The sequence below is a fragment of the Corynebacterium fournieri genome (genome assembly GCF_030408775.1).
Taxonomy (GTDB): domain Bacteria; phylum Actinomycetota; class Actinomycetes; order Mycobacteriales; family Mycobacteriaceae; genus Corynebacterium; species Corynebacterium fournieri.
On record NZ_CP047210.1, the window covers coordinates 195,262 to 218,358 of the forward strand.

Here is a 23,097-nt window from a genome sequence, read left to right on the forward strand (position 1 = left end):
TATGCTGTGTATCAAACCCGAAAAATGCGCTCTGACCAGGGCATGTCAACTATCGAATATGCTTTCGGTTCCCTGGCGGCCGCGGCGCTTGCCGGCGTGCTCTACCTCGTGGTCAACGGCGACGCCGTCACCAGCGCCATCGAAGGCGTGATCACCGACGCGCTGAGCAACACCCCGGGCTGATAAGCGCATGAGCACGGTCGAAACAGCGCTGTCGCTCGCCGCGCTCGTCGTGGTCACCGCAGCGATCGTCGGCGGCATTGCCACCGTCGCCGCCTACGTCGCGGCGGTAGACGTCGCCGGGGCCGCAGCGCGCGCCTACGCGATCGGCGTCGACTACTCCGCACCCCGCGGCGAGGTTGCCGTGAGCGAGCATGCCGGCCTGGCCACGGCCACGGCGTCCATCCCGGCACCCATCGGCACCATGCGCGCCACCGCCGTGTTCCCTGTGGAGTTCTAAGATGCGTGCGCTTGACGACGAAGGCTCCGCCACCGTCACCGCCACCGGCATCATCACCGCGATCGTCTCCCTGGCGCTGGCGGTGGTCGCCGTGGGGGTGCGCACCGCCGATACCCACCGGGCGCGCGTGGCCGCCGACTTAGCCGCTGTGGCGGGGGCGAGCGCGCTCTACCGGGGCGCGGACGCGTGCGCGACGGCCCAGCGCACGGCAGACCTCAACGGCGCGCGCCTCGCCTCCTGCGAAGTAGTCGGCGGCGACGTCATCGTGGAGGCCACCCGCCGCCGTGCGGAGGCCGCCGCCCGCGCCGGGCCGTAACCGCCCCTAACGGGCAGTGGTTCCCGCCGTCATGGTCACAAGCGCGCCGAGCAGCTTCTGCGCGGCGCGCTTGTCCAGCGGCTGGTTGCCGTTGCCGCACTTCGGCGACTGGACGCACGACGGGCAGCCGTCCTCGCAGCCGCAGGAGCGCACGGTCTCCCAGGTGGCCTCGATCCATTCGTGGAAACGGGCGAAGCCTTCGTCGGCGAAGCCCGCGCCCCCGGGGTGGCCGTCGTAGACGAAGACGGTGGGCAGCATCGTGTCCTGGTGCAAGGCGGTAGACACCCCGCCGATGTCCCACCGGTCGCAGGTGGCCAGAAGCGGCAGCAGCCCGATCGCCGCGTGCTCGGCGGCGTGCAGCGCACCGGGGATCTCGCCGGCGGTGATCCCCAGCTCCTCCAGCACCATCGGGTCGATGGTGTAGGCCACCGCGCGGGTGACAAGGCGCTGCTCCGGCAGATCTAAGGGGATGTGCTCGCTGACGGTGCCGTCCGCGAGCCGCACCACGTATCCGGTGACGCGGTCGACGACCTCAACATCCACGCTGGCCACCCAGAGCCCCGCCGAGGGGTTCACCAGCTCGTGGGGCTTGCCCAGAAGGGAGATGTCGGTGGTGGAGCGGGCCTGGGTGGAGTAGTCGGGCCGCTCGGGCGCGACCAGTGCCACGTAGTCGTCCAGGTCGAGGCGTTGCACCACGAAGTACTCGCCCTGGTGGATGTAGACCGCGCCGTCGTGGACCTGGCTCATGGCGCGCGCGGCGTCCACGGTGCCCAAAAGGCGCCCATCGGTGACATCCACGACCATCACCTGCTCGCCGACACCGCCGCGCAGCGAGACCGAGGCGTGCGCCGACTCGGGCGAGATGTCGCCCTCGAGCTGCGGCACCGCAAACCACCCCGCGGGACGCCGGCGCAACAGGCCCGACGCAGTCAGGTCGTCCACCACATCGCGCGCGCCGAACGCGTCGACGTCGGCCTGCGAAAGCGGGCGCTCCACCGCCGCGCAGTAGACGTGCCCGCGCAAGATAAACGGGTTGGAGGGGTCGAACACGCTGTTTTCCACCGGTGTGCCCAGCAGCGCCTGCGGGTGGTGGACCAGGTAGGTGTCCATCGGCTCGTCGCGCGCCACCAGCACCGCCACCGAGCCCTGCCCGCGCCTGCCCGCACGCCCCGCCTGCTGGCGGAAGGACGCCACCGTGCCCGGGAACCCAGCCATGACCACCGCGTCCAAGCCGCCGACGTCGATGCCCAGCTCCAGCGCGTTCGTGGATGCGACACCGAGCAGCTCGCCTTCATCCAGGCGGCGCTCCAGCTCGCGGCGGTCCTCCGCCAGGTAGCCCGCGCGGTAGGGCGCGACCCGGTCCGCCATGTCGGCGCGGCCCGCCACCACCAGGTGCTCCTGGGTGCGCATCGCCACCGTCTCCGCGGCGCGCCGGGACCTCACGAACGTCAGCGTCCGCGCGCCTTGCAGCAGAAGTTCGGCGGAGATCGAGGCCGCCTCCGTGGTGGCGGGGTAGCGCACCGGCGCCCCGCCTTCGCCCTCGGCGCCCTCGATGAACCCGGGCTCCCACAGCACGACGGTGCGCTCGCCGGCGGGGGCGGCGTCGTCGGTCACCGCCACCGCCTCGCGCCCGCTGAGCCGGCGCGCCTGGCCCGCCGGGTCCGCGGCGGTGGCGGAGGCGTAGATCAACGTCGGGTCCGACCCGTAGGCTTTCGCGATGCGCAAAAGCCTGCGCAGCACCAGCGCCACGTTCGCGCCGAACACCCCGCGGTAGGTGTGGCACTCGTCGACCACCACGTACTTCAAGTGCCGCAGCAGCCGAGCCCACCTGGCGTGCGATCCCAGCAGGCCCGCGTGCAGCATGTCCGGGTTGGTAAACACGTAGCGGGTCTGTTCCCGGATCCCTAAGCGGGCTTCTGCGGGCGTGTCCCCGTCGTAGGGCGCCGGGTGGATGCCGTCCAGCCCCGCGCCGCGGGTCATGCGCAGCGTGGCCTGCAGCTGGTCCGAGCCCAGCGCCTTGGTCGGGGTCAGGTACAGCGCGCACGCGGTCGGGTCTTGGGCCAGCGCGGTAAGCACCGGCAGCTGGTAGCCCAGGGACTTGCCCGACGACGTCCCCGTGGCTACCACCACATCCGTGCCCTGCCAGGCCAGCTCGGCGCATTGGGCTTGGTGGAGGTAGGGGCGGGACACATTTTCGTCGACAAGCAATTGCTTCAGCCGCGGTTCCACCCACTCGGGCCACTCGGCGTAGCGCGCTTGACGTGCGGGGACATGCTCGACGTGCGTGATGGTCGCCGCGGGGTGGCGGCGTTCGAGCGCGCCCATAAGCTCAGTGCCGAAGGTGGAAACCATGATGACAGGCAAGTATGCCAGTTTCCAGTGCTAAAGCCCGCACTTCGTGGCACACTAGGTGTCGGTCACAGATTTTGTGTGCGCCCGAAGAGGTGCTCGCGAGGATTGTGCACGCGGGCACCAGGACCCGTTAGGCCCTGGTGGACGACATCATCACGCAATACTTTGAAAGGTTTCGCCATGGCAACCGGCACCGTTAAGTGGTTCAACGCCGAAAAGGGCTTCGGCTTCATCGCCCCGGACGACGGCTCCTCCGACGTCTTTGTCCACTACTCCGAGATTCAGGGCTCGGGCTTCCGCACCTTGGAGGAAAACCAGCAGGTCGAGTTCGAGGTCGGCGAGGGCGCAAAGGGTCCGCAGGCGCAGCAGGTGCGCGCGATCTAGCAACAGAAGCTTTACGACGGGGCCTTGCGGTAAGGCCCCGTTTTTTATGTGGCGCTGATGCCCTGGCGCACGTCGCGCCACTCCGCCAGCCTGTTCTGCGCCTTCTGGATGACAAAACCCACCATCGAGCCCAGCGCCACACCCAGCAGCATGGCCAGCAGCGGGTAGTCCTGCAGGATGCGCCCGCCGAGGTAGCCCACACCGACGCTGAGCAGCGCCCAGACGATCACGCCGACGGTGTCGAAGAAGAAGAACTTGAACCAGTTGTAGCGCACCGACCCCAGCACGATCGTGGCCACCCACCGCGCCCACGGCAAAAAGCGGGCCACGATGATGGTCGCGCCCGCGCCGCGGTTCATGTTGCGCCGCACCCACCGGATCGCCTGGCCCGCCTTGGATTCCGGGTCTAGGGCCTCGACGCGGTGGATGAGCTTGCCGCCGAGCGCGAAGCAGATGTTGTCGCCGATGATCCCGCCGATGATCGCGGCGAAGATGACCCCCCACACGCTGGGCACGCCGCGGGACGCGGAAAACGCGCCGGCCAAGTTCAGCACCGTCTCCGACGGCACCACCGGTGCCAGGGCGTCCGCGACGATGAGGACGGTGACGATGGGGTAAAACACCGGCATCGCCATGAGCGTGTGCAGGAAATTGATCAGGGAATCGACCACGAAGAGGCATCCTTTCCGCCCCCGACAAACGCGGATTCGGGGTACCCGAGCAGTGTAGTCGTATTACTCGGGTGCACAATCGTGTGCTAGTTGTCTGTTAGGCAAAAACTTTCTGCGAAACGAGGTGTCAGTCACGTGACTGCAGGCGGCAAGACTCTGGTCATCGTGGAGTCCGCGACGAAGGCGAAGAAGATACAGAAGTATCTGGGCGACGATTACATCGTCGAGGCCTCCGTCGGGCACATCCGCGACCTTCCTGGCCGCGCCGCCGACATCCCGGCGAAGTATAAGAAGGAACCGTGGGCGAAACTCGGCGTGAACCCCGAAGACGGCTTCACGCCCATCTACGTCGTCGACGGCGACAAGAAAAAGAAGGTCTCGGACCTGAAAGCCAAGCTCAAGCAGGCCGACAAGCTGCTGCTAGCAACAGACCCGGACCGCGAAGGCGAAGCCATCGCCTGGCACCTGCTGGAAACGCTCAAACCCAAGGTGCCGGTGGAGCGCATGGTGTTCAACGAGATCACCGAAACCGCCATCCGCGAAGCCGCCGAAAACACCCGAGAGCTGGACATGGACCTCGTCGACGCGCAGGAGACCCGCCGCATCCTGGACCGCCTCTACGGCTACGAGGTCTCCCCGGTGCTGTGGAAGAAGGTCATGCCGCGCCTGTCCGCAGGCCGCGTGCAATCCGTGGCCACCCGCGTGATCGTGGAACGCGAACGCGAGCGCATGGCGTTCATCTCCGCCGAATACTGGGACTTGACGGCCTCGCTCGTTCCTCGCGATGCCGTCAAGGAGAACCAGACCGAATTCGACGCCAAGCTCGTCGCCGTCGACGCCAAGCGCATCGCCCAGGGCCGCGACTTCGACGACCGGGGGCGGTTGAAGAGCGAAGCTGTTGTCGTCGACAAGCAAAAAGCCCACGAGCTCGCCGACGCTTTGGGCACGGCATCCATGCGCGTGACCGCGGTGGAGGAAAAACCGTACTCGCGCAAGCCCTACGCGCCGTTTATGACCTCCACCCTGCAGCAGGAAGCCGGGCGCAAACTGCACTTCACCTCCGCGCGCACCATGCGCATCGCGCAGCGGCTGTACGAAAACGGCCACATCACCTACATGCGTACAGACTCGACCTCCCTGTCCAAGCAGGGCCTCGACGCCGCACGCTCCGCCGCGCGCGAACTCTACGGCGCAAACTACGTCACCGACGCCCCACGCATCTACGACCGCAAGGTGAAAAACTCGCAGGAAGCCCACGAAGCCATCCGCCCCGCCGGCGAGCGCTTCGCCACCCCCGGCCAGCTCGCCGGGGCGTTGGACGCAGAGGAGTTCAAGCTCTACGAGCTGATCTGGGCGCGCACCGTCGCCTCCCAGATGCAAGACGCACGCGGGACCTCCATGAAGGTCACAGTCGCCGGCGACGCCGCAGGGGAGAAGTGCGAATTCGCCGCCACCGGCCGCACCGTCACCTTCCCCGGCTGGCTGCGCGCCTACGCCGACCGCCAAGCCAACGAAACCCGCCTGCCGCAGCTTGCCGAAGGCGACGAGCTGAACACCACCAAGGTCACCGCGGACGGCCACTCCACCAACCCGCCGGCGCGCTACACCGAAGCGTCGCTGGTGAAGAAGATGGAAGAGCTCGGCATTGGGCGCCCGTCGACCTACGCCTCCATCATCAAAACCATCCAGGACCGCGGCTACGTCTTCGTCCGCGGCAACGCCCTGGTGCCGTCCTGGGTCGCGTTTTCCGTGGTGGGGCTGTTGGAGAACAACTTCGACGCTCTGGTGGACTACGACTTCACCTCCTCGATGGAAGACGAGCTCGACGAGATCGCCCACGGCAACCAAAACCGCACGAAGTGGCTGTCCGGCTTCTACTTCGGCGACGCCGACGCCAAGGAATCCATGGCGCAGGCGCTCGCGCGCCGCGGCGGGCTGAAGCACATGATCGAGAACAACCTCGAATCCATCGACGCGCGCAAGGCCAACTCGCTGAAGCTTTTCGACGACTCCGAAGGCCGCCCCGTCATCGTCCGCGTCGGCCGCTACGGCCCCTACATCGAACGCGTGGTGGGCGAGAAAGACGGCGAGCCCGAGTACCAGCGCGCTAACCTGCCCGAATCCGCCACCCCGGACGAGATCACCCTCGAGATGGCGGAGAAGCTCTTCGCCACCCCGCAGTCCGGCCGCGAGCTCGGCGCCAACCCCGCCAACGGCCGCACCGTCGTGGCCAAGGAGGGCCGCTTCGGCCCCTACGTCACAGAGCTCGTGCGTGACGACGAGCGTTCCGTCGCCGAAGCCCGCGCCGAAGAAATCATCGCCGCCGAGCGCGCCGAAGAGGACAAGCAGCGAGCCGAGGAAGGCAAGCGCGCCAAGAACTGGGAGACCAAAACGGCCGCCGCGCAGAAGGAAAAGCGCATGGCCCAGCTGGTGGACGAGCAGCTCAAGCCCGCCACCGCCTCCCTGTTTTCCTCGATGGAGCCGGCTACTGTCACCTTCGACGAGGCGATGCAGCTGCTGTCCCTGCCGCGCGAAGTCGGCGTCGACCCAGCCGACGGGGAAGTGATCACCGCTCAAAACGGCCGCTACGGCCCGTACCTGAAGAAGGGCTCCGACTCGCGCTCGCTGGCTTCGGAGGACCAAATCTTCTCCATCACCCTGGAGGAGGCGCGCCGCATCTACGCCGAACCGAAGCGCCGCGGCCGCGCCGCCGCGAAGCCGCCGCTGAAGATGCTCGGCGACAACGACGTCTCCGGCAAGCCCATGAGCATCAAGGACGGCCGCTTCGGCCCGTACGTCACCGACGGCGAAACCAACGCGTCCCTGCAGCGCGGCGACACCCCGGAGACCATGACGGACCAGCGCGCCAACGAGCTGCTGTCCGCACGCCGCGCCCGCGAGGCCGAAAACGGCGGCAAGAAGGCGACGAAGAAGAAGTCCACCAAGAAAAAGGCCGCGAAGAAGGCGACGAAGCCGAAGAAAACCACCAAGCGCGTGGTCAAGGCCCGCAAGCGCTAAAACTTGGCAGCGTAGGTCGCGGTGGTGCTGTTGCGCCACCGCGTTGTTCGTTGCTGTGGATAAGGCGGCGTGGTTGTTGATGCTTCAACCCGGTTGTCCACAGCCTCCGGGACCGGGCCTTGTCGGGGTTGCGGTCGCGCCATAGCTTCCGGGGCATGAACTTTATGTCCTTTGTTTCCGCCGGTGTGGCGGTGCTTGCCGACTTCGACCGTGATGTGGCGATGGCCGCCGGGCTGTCGCCGGGTCGGGTGCGTGACCTGGCCCGGGTGCACCACGCGTTTTACGGCCCGACGCGCTACACCCGCAAACAAGCCGAAGCCCTCACGCTCGCTGAGGGCATGCCGATTGATCAGCTCATCCTGATTGAGAAGAAGCTGCGCGCCGTCGACGACCCTGCCGAGCGCTGGCGCATCCGCCTTGATTTGGTGCGCCACCGCGGGGCCTTTCGCACCTTGACCAAACGCATCGCACGGTTGATCAAACAACCGGTCAAACCCCCAGCCGCCGCGTGCCGGTTCACCCGCTCACGGGCCGGGATGCGCACCATGATTTTCACCTACAACGAACGCGACCTCGCCGATGTCGAACACACGCTTCGCGCCATGATCGACAACACCACCCCCGCCGGCGCCCAACTCGCCGACGCGCTGATGCAGCTTTTGCGCGACGGCGACACCATCCCGCACGCCACCTTCCGACCGATCGTGTTGGTGCCGATCGCGGACTTCGCGCGCATCCACGCCGGCACCGGCGACGACGTCACCCTCACCTGCACCGACGGCACCACCATGACCGGAGCGGACTACCTCCAGCATGAATTCGGCGACGTCCTCGAAGTCGCCGCGTTTCACCCCCAGCACGGCCCGGTCAACCTGTATCAGGCCGAGCGCTTCGCCAACGCGAAACAGAAGACGATGTCGAAGCTGTGCTGCCCGGCGTGTGCGTTTCCCGACTGCAAACACTCCGCCGAGACCACCCAGACCCACCACATCAGAGCGTGGCGCTACGGCGGGATGACCAACATGGACAACCTCGCCGAACTGTGCCCCTTCCACAACGGCGTCAACGCCGACAACCAAGCTGGCGCCTTCGGCTACATCAACAACCCGAACGGGCGCATCCGCTGGGTCGCTCCCAACGGCGCACAGGTGCCCATGACCACCCCCGGCGCCATGGAACTGCTTTTCGACCCCACCTAACCCCCACACACAACACCCGCCCCACACAGGGTGGGAGAATCAGCATGCCCGAAAACGCTACGCGCGATCCGCCATGGTGGAGCGCACCGGGCGCGCCAGCTGCGTCATCTTGCCGCGGCCGCGCAGCTCCACCGACTTCATCAGGGTCCAGCGCTGCTGCTCCACCTCGTTGGCGGCGCGCAGGGTGGCGGCATTGGTGAGCACCATCCCCGGGGTGTCCTTGGCCATGTCGGTCAGGCGCGCGGCACCGTTGACCGCGTCGCCGATGACGGTGTACTCGAACCGGTCGGAACCGCCGACGTGGCCGGCCACCACGTGCCCGGAGGCCACGCCGATGCCGGCCTTGAGCTCCAGCCCGGCTAAATCGCGCTGGAGTTCGCGGGCGGCCTGGAGGGCGTGCGAGGTAGCGTCGTGAAGCGAGGCGGGCGCGCCGAACACGGCCAACGCCGCGTCGCCCTGGAACTTGTTAATCACGCCCTTGTTGCGGTGCACAACCTCGACCACCACGTCGAAGAAGTCGTTCAACGCCGCCACGACCTCCTCGGGAGTGTGGTCGACGGCGTAGGTGGTGGACCCGACAACGTCGATGAACAGCACCGCGACCCTGCGCTCCTCGCCGCCGAGCTCCGGCACCTCCTCCAGCGCCTTTTGCGCCACCTCGGCGCCGACGTACTGGCCGAAGATGTCGCGCACGCGCTGGCGGTCGCGCAGGCCCTTCATCATCTCGTTGAACCCGGCCTGGAGCACGCCGATTTCGGAGCCGTCGTAAATGTCCACCTGGGTGTTCTGCTCGCCGCGGCGCACCCGGTTGATGGCGGACTGCAGCTCCTTGATCGGATCCACCACGCTCATGATCACCAGCGCGGTGCCCACGAACCCGGTGACCATGCCGGCGGTGATCAGCGCCACGATCGCGGAGGTGAGCTCGCCGACGGTGCCGCCGAAGTAGCCGTAGCGCTGCGCGATGGTCAGCAGCAGCACGCCCACCATCGGCACGGCGGAGGTGGTGAACCACGTCAGGTACAGCTGCCACTTGATCGGCGGCTGCAGGGTCGAGTCCTCGAAGCGGCGCGCCAGCGCGGAGGCGGCGATGGGGCGCACGAGGCGCTCGGCCTGCAGGTAGGTCAAAACGGCGGTGACGAAGGTGGTCAGCGCGGCGGTGGCGAGGACCACGGTGGCCAGGCGGACGTCCACCCGCCAAGCGCCAACGGTCACGATGGCGGTGCCGATGCCCCACACCCCGACCACGATGATGGTTTGCAGCACCGGCAGCCGCATGACCAGGTGGCGCACCATGTTCGGGTCGTGGCCTTCGGGGTGGCGCTGCCACTCCAGCACGGGGCGGAACAGGTAGAGGGTGACCACCACGCCGAGCACGACCGCGACGGCGGCGTAGATCACGCCGATTGCGCCCAGTTGCCCGTCGAAGTCGAGCTCTTGTACTTCCGGCATGGGGATGAGGTAGCGCACGAACAGCATCGACCCGATCGCTGCCAGCACGTTTGTGCCTAGCACGGTCGCGGCATACAGGGGCCATGACGTGCCCCAGAGCCACCGCAGCTCGCGCCAGAATCGTTCCATGGTCTATCACCTTAGCGCGCGGGTAGTCTGATCATTCGTGACTACCCGCAGCGTCAGCGAGCGCCTCGCCGGCACCCCGGCGGTGCGCGACACGATCATGTCTGCAGCCAAGGCTGCGAGGCTTGGCGACGGCTACGCCATGACCCACGCCTGGCTTTTCACCGGCCCTCCGGGCGCGGGCCGTTCTCAGGCCGCCCTGGCGTTCGCTGCGGCGCTGATGTGCACGGACCCGGACGAGATCGGCTGCGGGCGCTGCGAGGCGTGCCACCTGGCGTTGGCCGGCACGCACACGGATCTGCTGCACGTGGTGCCGCAGCGGGTGAACATCCCGGTGGAGTACGTACGCCGCACGATCGTGCCGCAGGCGGCGCGCTTGCCCACGGTGGCGCCGTGGCGCGTGATCATCATCGAAAACGCCGACCGTTTGAACACTGACGCCGCCGACGCGCTGCTGAAGACGGTGGAGGAACCGCCGGAGCACACCGTGATCATCATGTGCGCGCCCTCGACGGACCCGCAGGACTTCTCGCAGACGCTGCGTTCGCGCTGCCGCCACCTGTACGTGCCGGCGCCGACGGAGGACGAGGTGGTGCGCATCCTGGTGGACGAGGAGGGGGCCAGCGAGCACGATGCCCGCCTCGCGGCCGCGGCGACCATGCGGCACGTGGGCCGCGCCCGCCTTCTGGTGCGCTCCGAGAAGGTGCAACAGCGCCGTTCCATGGCCATCAACTTGGCGGAGCTGGTCTTCCACGGCGCGCAGGCGTTCCAAGCCGTCGGCGCGCTGGTGAAGGCGGCGGAAAGCGAGGCCGTGGAGGCGCACAAAGCCGAAGACGAGGCCGAGCGGGCGAAGCTGGAAAACGCCCTCGGCATGGGCGCGAAGGGCAAAGGCGCGGCGAGGGCGTTGGGGGGCGTGGCGTCGTCGATAAAAGCGCTCGAAGAGGAGCAGAAGAAGCGCGGCACGCGCCGCAAGCGCGACATGTTCGACCTGGTGCTGGTGGATTTGGCCGGGGTGTACCGCGACGCCATGATCATCCAGTCCGGCGCCGACTTGCCGCTGATCCACCCGGACTACGAGGGTCTGGCCCGCGAGATCGCCGAGCGCACCACCGCGGACGGCCTGGTGGAGTGTCAGGAGGCGATTGCGCAGTGCCGGCTGCGGCTGGCGCAGCAGGTGCAGCCGGCGGTGGCGTTCAACGGCATGCTCGGCCGCATCCGGCTCGCCTGCAACGTGCGTTGACCTGCTGGTTTCTCTAGCCGGTCGCGCTGCGATAAACTCCCTGTCTGGTGCATCGCGTATGCCCGGCCACCTTAGCTCAGTCGGTAGAGCATCTCACTCGTAATGAGAAGGTCGCGAGTTCGATTCTCGCAGGTGGCTCAATTTTTTTGCCCTAAACCCGGCAAGAAGCGCGGCACGACCTTGCCCACGGCGTTGCGCGGCAGCGAGTCCACGAAGTGCACGTCGCGCGGCACGGAGTGGTCGGCCAGGTGCGAGCGCACCCAGTCGCGCACCGCCTCTGCGCTGATGTCGGAGGCGATGTCGGCGCTGCGCACCACCCACACGGCGATGCGTTTGAAGGTGTCGTCGTCGTCGACGCCGTGCGCGTAGACCTCGCCCACGCCGGGCATGTCTTCGAGCACTTCCACCACGGACTGCGGGTGGACGTTTTCGCCGCCGACGATGATCATGTCGTCGGAGCGGGACTGCACGTGCAAGAACCCGTCGGCGTCGAAGTAGCCGAGGTCGCCCATCTCAATCAGCCCGTCGATTTCCACGGTTTCGGTCTCTGGGTTGGTGTAGCCGCGCAGTGCCGTTTCGTTGTGCAGGAAGATGCGTCCCGTTTGTCCGGTGGGGACTTCGTGGCCTTGGTCGTCGTAAAGCTTGAGCACTGTGCCGGGCGGGACTTTGCCCACGGTGGTGGGGTCGGCCTGCATCTGTTCGGGCGAGGCGGCGGCGGCAAGCGCGAGTTCGGTGGAGCCGTAGATGTTGGCCAGGATCGGCCCGAAGCGTTCGGTGGTGCGGCGCAACAGCGACGGGGTGATGGCGTTGCCGGCGGAGGCGAGGTAGCGCAGCGAGGACGTGTCGTAGCTTTCCTGAAGGTCCAGCATCTGTTTGAAGAAGATGGGCGAGGAGATCAGCCCGTCGCAGCGGTACTTTTCAATCTGGCGGAAGCACTTCTCGGCGTCGAAGATGCGTTGGGTGACGATGGTGGAGCGCGTCGCTAACGCCACTTGCAGCGCGGACCAGCCCCAGGTGTGGAACAGGGAGGCGGTCAGTTGGACGGTGTCGCCGGCGCGCCACGGGATGGCTTCGAGGTAGCCGGCGACCACGAACGGCAGGCGCGGTTCGGGGCGCACGATGCCTTTGGGGATGCCGGTGGTGCCGGAGCTCATGAGCACGAGGTTGCCGTGTTTGGGCCAGCGGGGCAGTTGCCTATCGACGTCCCTTCGGCCCACCACCTGCCTGATGCTCAGCCCGGTGCCGCCGTCTTCGTCCGCGCGGACGATGGTGATGCCTGGGGTGGCGGGGAGGCGGTCGGCGAATTCGTCGTCGATGAACAGCACGTTGATGTCGTTTTCGGCGAAGATGCCGGCGAGCTGTTCGGGGGAGGAGCCGATGTTGAGCAGGAAGATGTGGGCGCCGGCGTAGCCTTTGGCGGCGAGCGGCAGGATGATGCCGCGGCCGTTGCGGGCCATCACGCCGATGCGCAGCTCAGCGAGGCCGCGTTGTTCTTTGAGGGTGAGCAGCCAGGAGGCGAGGCGGCGGGAGTCGTCGCGGAGTTGGCGGTAGGTGAGCACGCCTGCGTCGTCGATAAGTGCGATGCGGTCGGGGACCGCGGCGGCGCCTTGTTCGACTTCGCGGGCGGTGGTGAACCAGTAGCGCGCGAGGTTGGGGGCGAGCGCGAGGGCTGCGCGGGGGCCTCCTTCGGCGCTGATGAGGCCTGCGCGTGTAACGGCGGGCACGAAGCGGGCGAAAGATTTGAGTAAGAACATCGGACGGTGGGTGGGACGCATGAGAGTAATGTAGCCTACCGTTACGTAAGTTTCCCCTGTGAAAGGATTGCCGTGTCTCTTTCCCGCCGCATCGCCGCCACTGTTGCTGCGGCCGCAGCGCTGTTCGCGCCCCTGTCGCCTGCCGCCGACGCCCAGGACCGCAACATGGTCATCTTCGGCGACTCCGTCATCTCCGACCCGAACGTGCCCGAATGGGCCGCCGGCAAGCTGGGCCTGGACCCGCGGGGCCGCTCCGACAACGGCACCTGGTGCCCGACCTCCCCGACGAACTGGGGCAAGCGCTCCGCCGCCAAGCTGGGCCTGGCCGCGCGCGACTACTCCTGCACCGGCGTGGTCACCGTCTCCAAGGGTCCCGGCTTCTTCCAGCAGGTCGACCGCGCCATCGCCGACCGCGGCCTGTCCCCGGCGACCGCGCGCGTGATCATCTCCGTTGGGTTCAACGACACGTACAACAACACCTCCCGCCCGGACGCGGACATCCGCCGAGACTTTGTCAACTACATGGTCCCGCAGATCAACCGCATCCGCGCCGCCGCCCCGAACGCGCGTATCCAGTTCGTCGGCTACCCCAAGGTCACCGCCGGCGACCGCGTGTGCCTGTTCCATGTCGCCCCGAACGTCGCCGACGCCACCCGCTTCGCGGACGTGCAGCGCTGGGAGAACCTCGCGCAGTGGATGCAGGTGGACGCCGCCCGCGCCACCGGCACGGAGTTTTTGGACCTGAAGCCGTCCACGTGGAACAACAACATGTGCGCGCCCGACAACCAGCGCATGTGGGCCGGGCTGGTGGACTTCTACGGCGGTCCGGGCAACCTGCCCATCCACGTGAACCAGCGCGGCCACGAGCACGTGGCGAATGTCATCGCGCGCTCGTAGCCTTGTGGACATGACACAGACAGTCCAAGGAGTCATTGCCCGCGAGCAAGGCGCACCCGTCGAGGTCGCCAACATTGTCATCCCAGATCCCGGCCTGAACGACGTGGTGGTCAAGGTGCAGGCCACCGGCGTGTGCCACACGGATCTGGCCTACCGCAACGGCGACATCGCCGACGAGTTCCCGTTCCTACTCGGCCACGAAACGGCCGGCGTCGTCGACCAGGTCGGCGAGGACGTCACCCACGTCGCACCGGGCGACTTCGTGGTGCTGAACTGGCGCGCCGTGTGCGGCGAGTGCCGCGCCTGCCGCAAGGGCGACACGAAAAACTGCTTCAACACCCACAACGCCTCGCAGCCCATGACGCTCGAGGACGGCACCGCCCTGACCGCCGCCCTCGGCATCGGCTCGTTCGCGGAGAAGACCCTCGTGCACGAAAAGCAGTGCACGAAGGTCGACCCGGACACCGACCCCGCCGCCGCTGGCCTGCTCGGCTGCGGCATCATGGCCGGCCTTGGCGCGGCGGCGAACACCGGCGCGGTACAGCGCGGCGAGTCGGTCGCAGTCTTCGGCCTCGGCGGCGTCGGCCTGGCTGCCGTGGCGGGAGCTGCGTTGGCGGGGGCGACGAAGGTCATTGCCGTCGACGTGGACGAACGAAAGTGCGACGCCGCCACCACGTTCGGCGCGACGGAGACCATCTGCTCCAAGGACATGAGCGAAGACGAAGTCATCGAGCGCGTGCGCGAGCTCACCGGCGGCTTCGGCACGGACGTGACCATCGACGCGGTGGGCATCCAGCCCACCTGGCGCCTGGCGTTTTACGCCCGTGACTTCGCCGGACGCATGGTCATGGTCGGCGTGCCCAACCAGACGGACCATGTGGACATCCCCGCGATCGACCTGTACGCCCGCGGCGGCTCGATCAAGCCCGCCTGGTACGGCGACTGCCTGCCGGAGCGCGACTTCCCCGCCTACGTGGAGCTGTACAAGCAGGGCCGTTTCCCGCTCGGCGAGTTCGTCTCCGAGCGCATCGGCGTCGGCGACATCGAGGAAGCCTTTGACAAGATGAAGCGCGGCGACGTGCTGCGAAGCGTGGTGGAGTTCTAATGCGCATCGACAACGTAGTCACTTCCGGGCTGTTCAAGCTTGACGGCGGCGAGTGGGAGGTGGACAACAACGTCTGGATCGTCGGCGACGATTCCGAGGTCTACATCATCGACGCCGCCCACAACGCCGAAGCGATCGCGCAGGCGGTGGGGGACAGACGCGTCAAAGGCATTTTGGCCACCCACGGCCACTCCGACCACATCGACGCCGCGCCCGAGCTGTCCCGCCTAGTCGACGCACCGGTGTACCTGCACCCGACCGACGGCTTTTTGTGGCAGCGCCAGAACCCGGGCGCGCACTACCGCCAGCTGCTCGACGGTGCCACGTTCGACATCGCCGGCACCGAGCTGCGCGTGATGTCCACCCCGGGCCACTCGCCGGGCTCTGTGGTGATCTACGCCGAGGAGGCCGGCGAGCTGTTTTCCGGCGACACCCTGTTCCAGGGCGGGCCGGGCGCGACGGGGAGGTCTTTCTCCTCGTTCGACACCATCATCCACTCGCTGCAAAAGTCCGTGCTGGACCTGCCGGCGGAGACGGTGGTGCGCACCGGTCACGGCGACCACACCACCGTCGGCGCGGAGGCACCGCATTTAGAGGAGTGGATCCGCCGCGGCTTCTAGGCGGTTGCTTAGCGACGTTCCTTCGGTTCGTCGCCAAGCACCTGCCCCGGCGCCTGCGCGTTTTGCAGCGCTACCGCGCGCGCCAGGCGGGCGTAGCGCAGCTCCTGCTCGCGGAAGCGCGTCCAGGTGGAGATGGTGGTGAAGAAAAACGCCACCACCAGCACGTACAGCATCAGGTCCGTGCCGCGGGCGACGCCGAGCCAGTTGGCTAGCACGGTGACGTCGTCGGGGCGCGCGATCGCCCAGATCGCCGCGAGGATCATCAGCGCGAAGCCGATTTTCACCCAGGCTTTGGCGTTCGCCTTACGCCGGTTGGCAAAGAAGTACCAGGCCAACGCGACAACCGCGAGCAGCAACAACGCTTGGATCATGGCAGCCTCCTTGCAACGAGTCCGTCGGCGAGGATGTTCACGCCGTTGATCAGGCTCTGCCCCTTGGACATGGAGTACTCGGTGTAGAGGATGTCCACCGGTTCCTCGTCCACGCGCCAGCCACACTTGTCAATCATGTTCACGATCTCGGAGGCGTGCGACATGCCGTTCATGCGGATGTTCATCTCCTCGGCGACTGTGCGGTTGAAGGCGCGCAGCCCGTTGTGCGCATCCGTCAGCCCGAGGCGCTTCGTGCGCGGGGAGAGCATCACCACGGTTTTCAGCACGGCGCGCTTGATCCAGGGCACCTGGGAGTTGTCCTGGCCGGCGAAGCGGGTGCCCACGATGATGTCCAGCGGTTCGGTGCGCAGCCGCTCGATCATGCGCTTGACGTCTTTGACCTGGTGCTGGCCGTCGGCGTCGAAGGTGACAAAGTACTCGGCGCCGGGCTGGGCGCGGGCGTATTCCACGCCGGTTTGGATGGCGGCGCCCTGGCCCAGGTTCACCGGGTGGTCCACCAGGTGGGCGCCGGCGGCGCGGATTTGGGCCGCGGAGTTGTCGCGGGAGCCGTCGTTGACCGCCACGATGTTGGGGAACGTCTCGCGCGCGTGGGTAAGCACGTCGAAGATGACCGTGCCCTCGTTGTAGCAGGGCACGATCAGCCAGGTGTCCTCGAAACCACTCATATCGAGCGTTAGGTTACTCCCCGCGGTGGAACAACGCGGCATACACGCGCCGAAGAAGACCTGTGGGTAGCGCGCGGTACGCCGAGCGCGCCGCCAGGTTGAACACCGCGCGTGGGCGGCCGATCAGCCCGTAGGCGACTAGGTTGCGCTGCATCTGCGCTTCCGCGGCGAACATGTCGCGGCCGGTGCGGCGGGAAAACTGCGCGTCGGTGACCTGGAAGTCCGTCAGTGCCTCTTGTAGGTTGCGCACTTGCCAGCCGCCGGCGATCAGTCGCGCGTAGAGGTCGTAGTCCTCCATGAAGTGCACGTCGTGGTACCCGCCGACCTCCTTGACCGCGCGGGTGCGCAGCATCACCGACGGGTTGTTCACCGGCGAGTTCATCTTCGCGTAAGTGTGGGGGTTTTCCGGCAGGGCGCGCACGTTGCCGGTATCGCCCGGTTCGCGGGCGAACTCTTCGACGGCGGTGCCCAACGCCCCGACGTCCGGGTGGGCTTCCAGGTATTCCAGCTGCCGGGCGAAGCGTTCGGGTTTGGCGGCGTCGTCGGAGTCGAGGCGGGCGGTGTAGTCGGAATCGATCGTCGTTAAGCCTGCCTGCGATGCGGGGCCTGCGCCTAAGTTTTCCGGCAGCCACAGCACGCGGGCTTTCTGCTTGTCGACGACCCTTCGGACCGCTTCCGAGACCGGACCGTCCGCCACAATGACCAGCTCGTCCGCCGGGCGGGTCTGCGCGCGAAGCGAGTCGAGCGCGCGGGCGAGGTCGTCGGCGTCCGTGCCGTGGTAGACGGTCACCAGAGCAGTAATCGTGGCCATTGGTTAATCCCTTGCTGCGTCGATGAGGTAGCGGCCGTAGCCGGATTTGAGCACCTGCTCGCCGAGCGCCTGAAGCTGGGCGGCGCTGATGAAGCCTTCGCGGTAGGCCGCCACCTCCGGCGAGCCGATGACGGTGCCGGTGCGTTTTTGCAGCACCTCCACGTAGGCGCTGGCCTCGCTCATGGAGTCGATGGTGCCGGTGTCTAACCACACGTCCCCGCGGTGCAGGCGGTGGACTTTGAGGTCGCCGCGGTCGAGGTAGGCCTCGTTGACCGAGGTGATCTCCAGCTCGCCGCGGGCGGACGGCGTGATCGATTTGGCTATCTCGATGACGTCGTTGTCGTAGAAGTACAGCCCCACCACGGCGAAGTTGGATTTCGGCTGCGCGGGTTTTTCCTCGATGGACAGCGCGGTGCCGTCCGCGTCGAACTCGACCACGCCGTAGCGCTGCGGGTCGGAGACCTCGTAGGCGAAGATCGCGCCGCCTTCGATGTCGTGGATCTGCCCGAGCGCTTGGGCGATGCCGCCGCCGTCGAAGATGTTGTCGCCGAGGACTAAGGCCACCGAGTCGTCGCCGATGAACTCCTCGCCGATCAAAAACGCCTGCGCCAGCCCCTCCGGTTTCGGCTGCTCGGCGTAGTGGAGCATGATGCCGAGGCGTGAACCGTCGCCAAGCAAACGCTCGAAGTTGGGCCGGTCCTCCGGGGTAGTGATGATCAAAATCTCCCGGATGCCCGCGCTGATCAGCGTGGACAGCGGGTAGTAGATCATCGGCTTGTCGTAGATGGGCATGAGCTGCTTCGAAATGCCCTGGGTGATCGGGTACAGGCGCGTGCCCGACCCGCCGGCGAGGATGATGCCCTTCATGTCTGCGCAGTCTAGCTACCGCAGCGCCGCGTACAGCGCCAGCGCCGCGCGCCAGTTCGTGGGCGCGAAGCCGGTGGCCTTGATCTTGTCCAGCGACAACGTGGATTCTTTCGGGCGCGGCGCCTCCACGCCGAATTCGGCGCCGTACTGCTCGGTGGTCACGGGGTGCACGTCCGCCGGGTCGCCGCCGACGGCGACGAACACCGCCATGGCGATCTCATCGCGCGTGGCCACGTCCCCGTCGGAGGAGATGTTGTACACGCCGTAGTCCGCGCCCGTGTCCAACAGGTGCGCGATCCCTTTTGCCAGGTCTTCGGCCCAGGTGGGGCGCCCGCGCTGGTCGCAGACCACTTTGGGTGACACGCCGCGCGCGGCCAGGTCTGCCATCACGGACATGAAGTTGCGCCCGTCGCCGAACACCCAGCTCGTGCGCACCACGTAGTGCTTGCGCGCCACCTGCGCCGCCGTGTCGCCGGCAGCCTTGGACGCGCCGTAGGCGCTCAGCGGCGAGGGCAGCTCGGTTTCGTCGTGGACCTCGGTGCCGCCGTCGAAGATGTAGTCGGATGAGACGTGCACGAGTGTCAGGTCGTGCGCGTTGCTGATCTGCGCGAGCTTCGCCGGCGCCGCCGCATTCACCGCCCATGCCCCGGCCCGGTCGTCCTCCGCGCCGTTGACGTCGTTGTAAGCGGCGCAGTTCACGATCGCCCAGTAGTCCGACCAGTCGATCCCCGCGCTGTCCGCCGCGTCAGCGGCGCGGCAGATGTCGAATTCGTCGTGGCCCACAAAATGAGCCTGCGCATCCGACCAGAGCTGGCGCAGCGCCCGGCCCAGCTGGCCGTTCGCGCCGGTGACCAGGATGCGGCGCGGGGGAAGCGGGGAGGCGTCCGCGAGCATGGGGTGCGCGAGGTCTTTCGCGGAGAGCTCGGTGGGCTCGAGAGGCCAGTCGATCTCACGGTAGGAGCAGAACGCCCCACCGGGGCGGTAGCGCTGGTTGACCAGGTAGATGTAGGTGGTGTCGTCCTCGAGCGCCTGGAAGCCGTTGGCCACGCCGCGGGGGACGTACACGGCGGTGTCCGGGCCGATCTCGCAGGTGTACTTCGCCCCAAAGGTGGCGGAGCCTTCGCGCATGTCCACCCAGGCGCCGAAGACCCGGCCGGTGGCTACGGAGACCCACTTGTCCCACGGCTCGGCGTGCATGCCGCGGGTGGCGCCGCGCCGGGCGTTGAAGCTGACGTTGTGCTGCTTCGGGAGAAGGTGCTGCCCGGACCAGTTCTCCTTGAACCAGCCGCGGTTGTCCTCGTGGACGGTCAGTGTGTGGACCTCGAGGCCGTCGATGGTGGTTTCCATGTCACTGTCCCCTTTCCGCGTAACGCTGCTCAATGCCCGCCTTGTCAGCTTCCCACCACCAGCGGTTCTCGCGGTACCACTCGATGGTCTGCTCCAGGCCTGCGCGCAGGTCGGTGTAGCGCGGCTTCCAGCCCAGCTCGCGGCGGATCTTGGTGGCGTCCATGGTGTAGCGCTGGTCGTGGCCCGGCCGGTCCGCGACGTGCTCGTAGGTGCCGCCCATCAGCTCGCAGATGGCTTCGATGACCTCTTTGTTGGTCACGTGCGCCTGCCCGGGCAGGCTCGCGCCGATGTTGTAGGTTTCGCCGATGCGCCCGCGCTCGAGGATGGCCAGCACGGCGGCGTTGTGGTCGTCGACGTGGATCCAGTCGCGCACCTGCGCGCCGCTGCCGTAGAGCTTGGCGGGTGCGCCGCACAGGATGTTGGTGACTTGGCGGGGGATGAACTTTTCCACGTGCTGGTAGGGGCCGTAGTTGTTGGAGCAGTTCGAAATCGTCGCGCGCACGCCGAAGGAGCGCACCCAGGCGCGCACGAGGTGGTCCGAGCCAGCCTTGGTGGCCGAGTACGGCGACGACGGGTTGTACGCCGTGGTTTCTGTGAACGCGTCGGTGCCACCGAGCTCGAGGTCGCCGAACACTTCGTCGGTGGAGATGTGGTGCAGCCGCGTGTTGTGTTTGCGCACCGCCTCGAGCAGCGTGAACGTGCCCATGATGTTGCTGTGTACGAACGCCTCGGGGGCGCGAAGCGAGTTGTCGTTGTGGGATTCGGCGGCGAAGTGGACGACGGCGTCGGCGGCGGAGACGAGCTCGTCGATAAGCGTCTGCTCGCAGATGTCGCCGCGCACGAACTCGATGCCTTCCGGCAGGCTGTCGCGGTTGCCGGCGTAGGTGAGCTTGTCCACGACAGTGATGCGGTAGCTTTGCGACGCCTGACGGACAAAATTCGCCCCAATAAAGCCCGCGCCCCCGGTGACCAGCAAACGTTTCATGGCCCGCTACTTTACAAGGCCCGCCAGGTGCACGAGCGCGCCGACGATGGGCCCGGCGAACAGCGCGACCACCACGGTGGCGGCCACACCACACGGTGCGAGGAAGAGCACGGCGAAGGAGGTGGCGGTGGCGGCGAGCCAGCCGGCGACGTAAAACGCGTGCTTTTCCAGCGCGAGCACGGCCACGCCGGTGATCATGAGCATGCCCATGAACGCGGAGGCGAAGGTGAGCAGGCCGAGCGTGAGCCCGCCGACGAACAGTTCCGGCTTGTAGGCCACGCGCAGAATCCAGGGGCCGATGAGCCAGGCCGCGGCGAAACCGAGCGCGCCGAGGCCCAGGATCGCCCCGATGGGGGCCGCCAGCGCCGCGTAGATGTTGCTGCGGCGCTCCACGAAGCGGACCACCAGGGCGGATTGGAAGCGCTGCAGCGGAACCAGCACCGGCGCGCGGGTGAGCATGACGGCGTTGTTGATCGCGGCCACCGCAGCGCCCGAGGCCGCGGCCGGGAAGGCGGCGGAAGCGGCGGTGGGAAAGCCCGTGATCAGCGCGGCGGAGGCGCCGGAGGCGACCATGGCGGAGCCGACGCGGCGCGCAAACGCGGCGCGGTCCACGTCCAGGCAGACGCGCACCGGGGAAAGCGCCAGGATCACCGCCCAGCTCACCGCCCCGATGACGGTGATGGCCAAAAACGCCACCAGCCCGCCGCCGAGCGCCCACACCACCACGGCCAAGACCAACCGCACGCCCGAGTCCAGGGCTACCAGCGCCGCGTAGCGCTCCCACAGGCCGGAGCCGCTGAGGATGCCGGAGAGCACCGCCTGAAAGGCGTAGCTAAACAGCCCGAACGCGAGCAGCGAGGTGGCGGTGCCGGGGTGCGTGGGCACGATGCGGCTCATCGAGGCGAACCCGGCGCCCAGCACCACCACGGCGAGCCCGCCGCCTATCGCGGCGCCGAGTTTCCACGGGTTGGCGCCGCCGCGCGCCTGCGTGTTCTGGGCGGCGGCCACGGCGCGGGTGGTTTCCTGCGTGATGCCGTCGATGAGCCCGGTGGCGGCGAAGAACAGCCCCCAGTAAGCCAAGAAGTAGCGGTAGCCGTGCTCGGCGTCGAGCGCCCAGCTGGCAATCCACATGACCACAAAGCCGCTGGCCGCGGCGAAGACGGTGGCCAGGGAGAGGTGTTTCACGGGCACTCCGGAAGTTCAGGGTGGTTGATCCACTGGTCCAGCAGGTCGCTGATTTCCACGCCCTGGCGCGCGAAGGCGTTGACCAGGTCGAAGGTCTCCACCACGCCGTGGGCGCCGCGGGAGACGTAGTCGCGCACCGCGGCGAAGAAGGCGGGGTCACCTGCGGCGCGTCGGAAAGCGTGCAGCGCGATCGCGCCGCGCTTGTACACGCGGTCGTCGAACATGTCGCGCGCCCCCGGGTCCTGCAGCGTGAAATGCATCGGGGTGATCTTGTTGTAGTGGGCGCGCACGGAGGCGTCGAGAGGCATCTGCCCCGAATAGTCGGCCCACAGCCACTCCGCGTAGCAGGCGAAGCCCTCGTTGAGCCAGATGTCCTCCCACTGCGCGATGCCGAGCGAGTTGCCGAACCACTGGTGCGCCAGCTCGTGGGCGATCAGGCGCTCGTTGCCCCGCAGGTGGTTGACGCCGAAGATGGAAAGCCCCTGCGCCTCCAGCGGAATTTCCAGCTCGTCCTCGTGCACGACCACCTGGTAGTCCTCGAAGGGGTAGGGGCCGAAGACGGTTTCGAAGCAGTCCAGCATTGCCTGCTGCTTATCCAGGTCGCCCACCAAGGTGTTCGGCGGCAGCCAGGCGACGGTGTTGCGGCCCAGCGCCACGCGGTGGAACTGGCCCACCTGGACTGTGGCCAGGTAGGTGGCCATGGGGCGCGCAGTCGTGTTCGTCACCGCCACGTAGCCGCGGTCCGCGCGCACGTTGAAGGAGTAGGTGGCCTTCTCGTCCGGCGTGTCGTCGCAGGGGAACCAAGAGGGCGCGCCGTTGGGCTGGTTCGCCGTCAACGCGCCGTTTTCCAGCTCCTCCCAGCCCAGCATCCCCCAGGCGGTGCGGCGCGGGCGCGGGGTGCCGGCGTAGCGGATGGTCAGCTGCAGCTCCGTGTCCACCGGGATGAACTGGTCGAAGGTGATGCGCAGCTTGCCGCCGGACTGGCGGTAGCGCTTGATGCCGAAGCCGTTGGTGGCCTCGATGCGGCGCACCGACAGCCCCGAGGTCAGATCCAGCGTGAGGTGGTTGAGCTCGCGCCAGGTGGTCAGCGTCAGGGTGGCCACCGCGTCGAGGCGGTTCGGCGCGACCTTGTAGTCGAAGTTGAGGTCGTAGTGCGTGACGTGGAAGCCGAGGTTGAACTCAACCCCCGTGTAACGATCGCGAGTGCCGGGGATAGGTGTGGAGCGCAGCCTGAGGTTTTTCATCGCCGGG

22 protein-coding genes and 1 tRNA gene are annotated in these 23,097 nt (G+C 67.4%); 11 read left to right on the forward strand and 12 right to left on the reverse strand.

Annotated elements, in window-relative coordinates; genetic code table 11:
• Positions 1-24: 24 nt before the first annotated feature.
• From CFOUR_RS00840 to CFOUR_RS00850, 3 genes are read left to right on the forward strand one after another with little or no spacing between them, the layout of a single operon-like run.
• Entirely contained in the window at positions 25-183 is a 159-nt protein-coding gene (locus CFOUR_RS00840) for a DUF4244 domain-containing protein (protein WP_230471875.1), read from the forward strand.
• Between the two features lie 7 nt (positions 184-190).
• Positions 191-460 carry a hypothetical protein gene (locus CFOUR_RS00845; RefSeq protein WP_290179638.1) on the forward strand — a complete coding sequence of 90 codons (270 nt, stop codon included), beginning with the start codon at positions 191-193 and terminating at the stop codon, positions 458-460.
• Position 461: 1 nt separating this feature from the next.
• Positions 462-776, forward strand: coding sequence for an Rv3654c family TadE-like protein (locus CFOUR_RS00850; protein WP_290179640.1), 315 nt, complete (start codon positions 462-464; stop codon positions 774-776).
• Positions 777-782: 6 nt separating this feature from the next.
• Here the strand turns inward: CFOUR_RS00850 and CFOUR_RS00855 are convergent, their stop codons facing one another.
• Complete coding sequence (locus CFOUR_RS00855) at positions 783-3,128, reverse strand: DEAD/DEAH box helicase (RefSeq protein ID WP_290180252.1); 2,346 nt, start codon at positions 3,126-3,128, stop codon at positions 783-785.
• A 180-nt stretch (positions 3,129-3,308) separates the two neighbouring features.
• Here CFOUR_RS00855 and CFOUR_RS00860 point away from each other — a divergent pair, with 180 nt between their 5' ends.
• On the forward strand, positions 3,309-3,512 hold the full coding sequence (locus tag CFOUR_RS00860) for a cold-shock protein (protein ID WP_038609309.1): 204 nt from the start codon (positions 3,309-3,311) through the stop codon (positions 3,510-3,512).
• A gap of 44 nt (positions 3,513-3,556) precedes the next feature.
• Here CFOUR_RS00860 and CFOUR_RS00865 read toward each other — a convergent pair whose 3' ends face one another.
• Positions 3,557-4,183 carry a DedA family protein gene (locus CFOUR_RS00865; RefSeq protein ID WP_085956932.1) on the reverse strand — a complete coding sequence of 209 codons (627 nt, stop codon included), beginning with the start codon at positions 4,181-4,183 and terminating at the stop codon, positions 3,557-3,559.
• A 135-nt stretch (positions 4,184-4,318) separates the two neighbouring features.
• Here CFOUR_RS00865 and topA point away from each other — a divergent pair, with 135 nt between their 5' ends.
• Together topA and CFOUR_RS00875 are read left to right on the forward strand one after the other, a co-directional pair.
• Entirely contained in the window at positions 4,319-7,201 is a 2,883-nt protein-coding gene (topA, locus tag CFOUR_RS00870) for a type I DNA topoisomerase (RefSeq protein ID WP_101706352.1), read from the forward strand.
• A 155-nt stretch (positions 7,202-7,356) separates the two neighbouring features.
• Positions 7,357-8,400, forward strand: a complete 1,044-nt coding sequence (locus CFOUR_RS00875; protein WP_085956930.1) for an HNH endonuclease signature motif containing protein — start codon at positions 7,357-7,359, stop codon at positions 8,398-8,400.
• 57 nt (positions 8,401-8,457) lie between these two features.
• Here CFOUR_RS00875 and CFOUR_RS00880 read toward each other — a convergent pair whose 3' ends face one another.
• Entirely contained in the window at positions 8,458-9,981 is a 1,524-nt protein-coding gene (locus CFOUR_RS00880; RefSeq protein ID WP_085956929.1) for an adenylate/guanylate cyclase domain-containing protein, read from the reverse strand.
• A 37-nt stretch (positions 9,982-10,018) separates the two neighbouring features.
• Between CFOUR_RS00880 and CFOUR_RS00885 the strand changes: the two genes are divergently transcribed.
• Both CFOUR_RS00885 and CFOUR_RS00890 read left to right on the forward strand, forming a co-directional pair.
• Positions 10,019-11,218: a DNA polymerase III subunit delta' gene (locus tag CFOUR_RS00885; RefSeq protein WP_085956928.1), complete on the forward strand. Its 1,200-nt coding sequence runs from the start codon at positions 10,019-10,021 to the stop codon at positions 11,216-11,218.
• Between the two features lie 65 nt (positions 11,219-11,283).
• A tRNA-Thr gene (locus CFOUR_RS00890) sits at positions 11,284-11,356 on the forward strand.
• Here the strand turns inward: CFOUR_RS00890 and CFOUR_RS00895 are convergent.
• On the reverse strand, positions 11,356-12,993 hold the full coding sequence (locus CFOUR_RS00895; protein ID WP_085956927.1) for an AMP-binding protein: 1,638 nt from the start codon (positions 12,991-12,993) through the stop codon (positions 11,356-11,358). The genes CFOUR_RS00890 and CFOUR_RS00895 overlap by 1 nt on opposite strands.
• A gap of 45 nt (positions 12,994-13,038) precedes the next feature.
• On the opposite strand from CFOUR_RS00895, the gene CFOUR_RS00900 reads away from it, so the two are divergent.
• From CFOUR_RS00900 to CFOUR_RS00910, 3 genes are read left to right on the forward strand one after another with little or no spacing between them, the layout of a single operon-like run.
• On the forward strand, positions 13,039-13,869 hold the full coding sequence (locus tag CFOUR_RS00900; RefSeq protein ID WP_413540795.1) for a GDSL-type esterase/lipase family protein: 831 nt from the start codon (positions 13,039-13,041) through the stop codon (positions 13,867-13,869).
• A gap of 10 nt (positions 13,870-13,879) precedes the next feature.
• Positions 13,880-14,974, forward strand: coding sequence for an S-(hydroxymethyl)mycothiol dehydrogenase (locus CFOUR_RS00905; RefSeq protein ID WP_290179647.1), 1,095 nt, complete (start codon positions 13,880-13,882; stop codon positions 14,972-14,974).
• Positions 14,974-15,594 carry an MBL fold metallo-hydrolase gene (locus CFOUR_RS00910; RefSeq protein WP_085956924.1) on the forward strand — a complete coding sequence of 207 codons (621 nt, stop codon included), beginning with the start codon at positions 14,974-14,976 and terminating at the stop codon, positions 15,592-15,594. The genes CFOUR_RS00905 and CFOUR_RS00910 overlap by 1 nt, the downstream gene beginning before the upstream one ends.
• Positions 15,595-15,602: 8 nt before the next feature.
• Here CFOUR_RS00910 and CFOUR_RS00915 read toward each other — a convergent pair whose 3' ends face one another.
• Genes CFOUR_RS00915 through CFOUR_RS00950 form a run of 8 tightly spaced genes read right to left on the reverse strand, consistent with a single transcriptional unit; the run spans position 15,603 to position 23,090 of the window.
• On the reverse strand, positions 15,603-15,965 hold the full coding sequence (locus tag CFOUR_RS00915) for a DUF2304 domain-containing protein (RefSeq protein ID WP_085956923.1): 363 nt from the start codon (positions 15,963-15,965) through the stop codon (positions 15,603-15,605).
• Positions 15,962-16,651, reverse strand: a complete 690-nt coding sequence (ppgS, locus tag CFOUR_RS00920) for a polyprenyl-phospho-N-acetylgalactosaminyl synthase PpgS (protein ID WP_101706350.1) — start codon at positions 16,649-16,651, stop codon at positions 15,962-15,964. The genes CFOUR_RS00915 and ppgS overlap by 4 nt, the downstream gene beginning before the upstream one ends.
• Before the next feature lie 13 nt (positions 16,652-16,664).
• Positions 16,665-17,462: a glycosyltransferase gene (locus CFOUR_RS00925; protein WP_085956921.1), complete on the reverse strand. Its 798-nt coding sequence runs from the start codon at positions 17,460-17,462 to the stop codon at positions 16,665-16,667.
• A 3-nt stretch (positions 17,463-17,465) separates the two neighbouring features.
• The gene (rfbA, locus tag CFOUR_RS00930; RefSeq protein WP_085956920.1) at positions 17,466-18,329 is read right to left on the reverse strand and encodes a glucose-1-phosphate thymidylyltransferase RfbA; all 864 of its coding nucleotides are present in this window, start codon (positions 18,327-18,329) and stop codon (positions 17,466-17,468) included.
• A 15-nt stretch (positions 18,330-18,344) separates the two neighbouring features.
• Positions 18,345-19,676 carry a sugar nucleotide-binding protein gene (locus CFOUR_RS00935; protein WP_085956919.1) on the reverse strand — a complete coding sequence of 444 codons (1,332 nt, stop codon included), beginning with the start codon at positions 19,674-19,676 and terminating at the stop codon, positions 18,345-18,347.
• A 1-nt stretch (position 19,677) separates the two neighbouring features.
• On the reverse strand, positions 19,678-20,661 hold the full coding sequence (gene rfbB / locus CFOUR_RS00940) for a dTDP-glucose 4,6-dehydratase (RefSeq protein ID WP_085956918.1): 984 nt from the start codon (positions 20,659-20,661) through the stop codon (positions 19,678-19,680).
• A gap of 6 nt (positions 20,662-20,667) precedes the next feature.
• Entirely contained in the window at positions 20,668-21,846 is a 1,179-nt protein-coding gene (locus CFOUR_RS00945) for a hypothetical protein (RefSeq protein WP_085956917.1), read from the reverse strand.
• Positions 21,843-23,090: a M1 family metallopeptidase gene (locus CFOUR_RS00950; protein WP_085956916.1), complete on the reverse strand. Its 1,248-nt coding sequence runs from the start codon at positions 23,088-23,090 to the stop codon at positions 21,843-21,845. The genes CFOUR_RS00945 and CFOUR_RS00950 overlap by 4 nt, the downstream gene beginning before the upstream one ends.
• Positions 23,091-23,097 lie beyond the last annotated feature (7 nt).

Bases quoted from the DNA above. Each gene is read 5' to 3' on its own strand.
- CFOUR_RS00840 (WP_230471875.1), top strand. From the start codon at position 25: ATGCGCTCTGACCAGGGCATGTCAACTATCGAATATGCTTTCGGTTCC.
- CFOUR_RS00845 (WP_290179638.1), top strand. From the start codon at position 191: ATGAGCACGGTCGAAACAGCGCTGTCGCTCGCCGCGCTCGTCGTGGTC.
- CFOUR_RS00850 (WP_290179640.1), top strand. From the start codon at position 462: ATGCGTGCGCTTGACGACGAAGGCTCCGCCACCGTCACCGCCACCGGC.
- CFOUR_RS00855 (WP_290180252.1), bottom strand. From the start codon at position 3,128: ATGGTTTCCACCTTCGGCACTGAGCTTATGGGCGCGCTCGAACGCCGC.
- CFOUR_RS00860 (WP_038609309.1), top strand. From the start codon at position 3,309: ATGGCAACCGGCACCGTTAAGTGGTTCAACGCCGAAAAGGGCTTCGGC.
- CFOUR_RS00875 (WP_085956930.1), top strand. From the start codon at position 7,357: ATGAACTTTATGTCCTTTGTTTCCGCCGGTGTGGCGGTGCTTGCCGAC.
- CFOUR_RS00880 (WP_085956929.1), bottom strand. From the start codon at position 9,981: ATGGAACGATTCTGGCGCGAGCTGCGGTGGCTCTGGGGCACGTCATGG.
- CFOUR_RS00895 (WP_085956927.1), bottom strand. From the start codon at position 12,993: ATGCGTCCCACCCACCGTCCGATGTTCTTACTCAAATCTTTCGCCCGC.
- CFOUR_RS00905 (WP_290179647.1), top strand. From the start codon at position 13,880: ATGACACAGACAGTCCAAGGAGTCATTGCCCGCGAGCAAGGCGCACCC.
- CFOUR_RS00910 (WP_085956924.1), top strand. From the start codon at position 14,974: ATGCGCATCGACAACGTAGTCACTTCCGGGCTGTTCAAGCTTGACGGC.
- CFOUR_RS00915 (WP_085956923.1), bottom strand. From the start codon at position 15,965: ATGATCCAAGCGTTGTTGCTGCTCGCGGTTGTCGCGTTGGCCTGGTAC.
- ppgS (WP_101706350.1), bottom strand. From the start codon at position 16,651: ATGAGTGGTTTCGAGGACACCTGGCTGATCGTGCCCTGCTACAACGAG.
- CFOUR_RS00925 (WP_085956921.1), bottom strand. From the start codon at position 17,462: ATGGCCACGATTACTGCTCTGGTGACCGTCTACCACGGCACGGACGCC.
- rfbA (WP_085956920.1), bottom strand. From the start codon at position 18,329: ATGAAGGGCATCATCCTCGCCGGCGGGTCGGGCACGCGCCTGTACCCG.
- CFOUR_RS00935 (WP_085956919.1), bottom strand. From the start codon at position 19,676: ATGGAAACCACCATCGACGGCCTCGAGGTCCACACACTGACCGTCCAC.
- rfbB (WP_085956918.1), bottom strand. From the start codon at position 20,661: ATGAAACGTTTGCTGGTCACCGGGGGCGCGGGCTTTATTGGGGCGAAT.
- CFOUR_RS00950 (WP_085956916.1), bottom strand. From the start codon at position 23,090: ATGAAAAACCTCAGGCTGCGCTCCACACCTATCCCCGGCACTCGCGAT.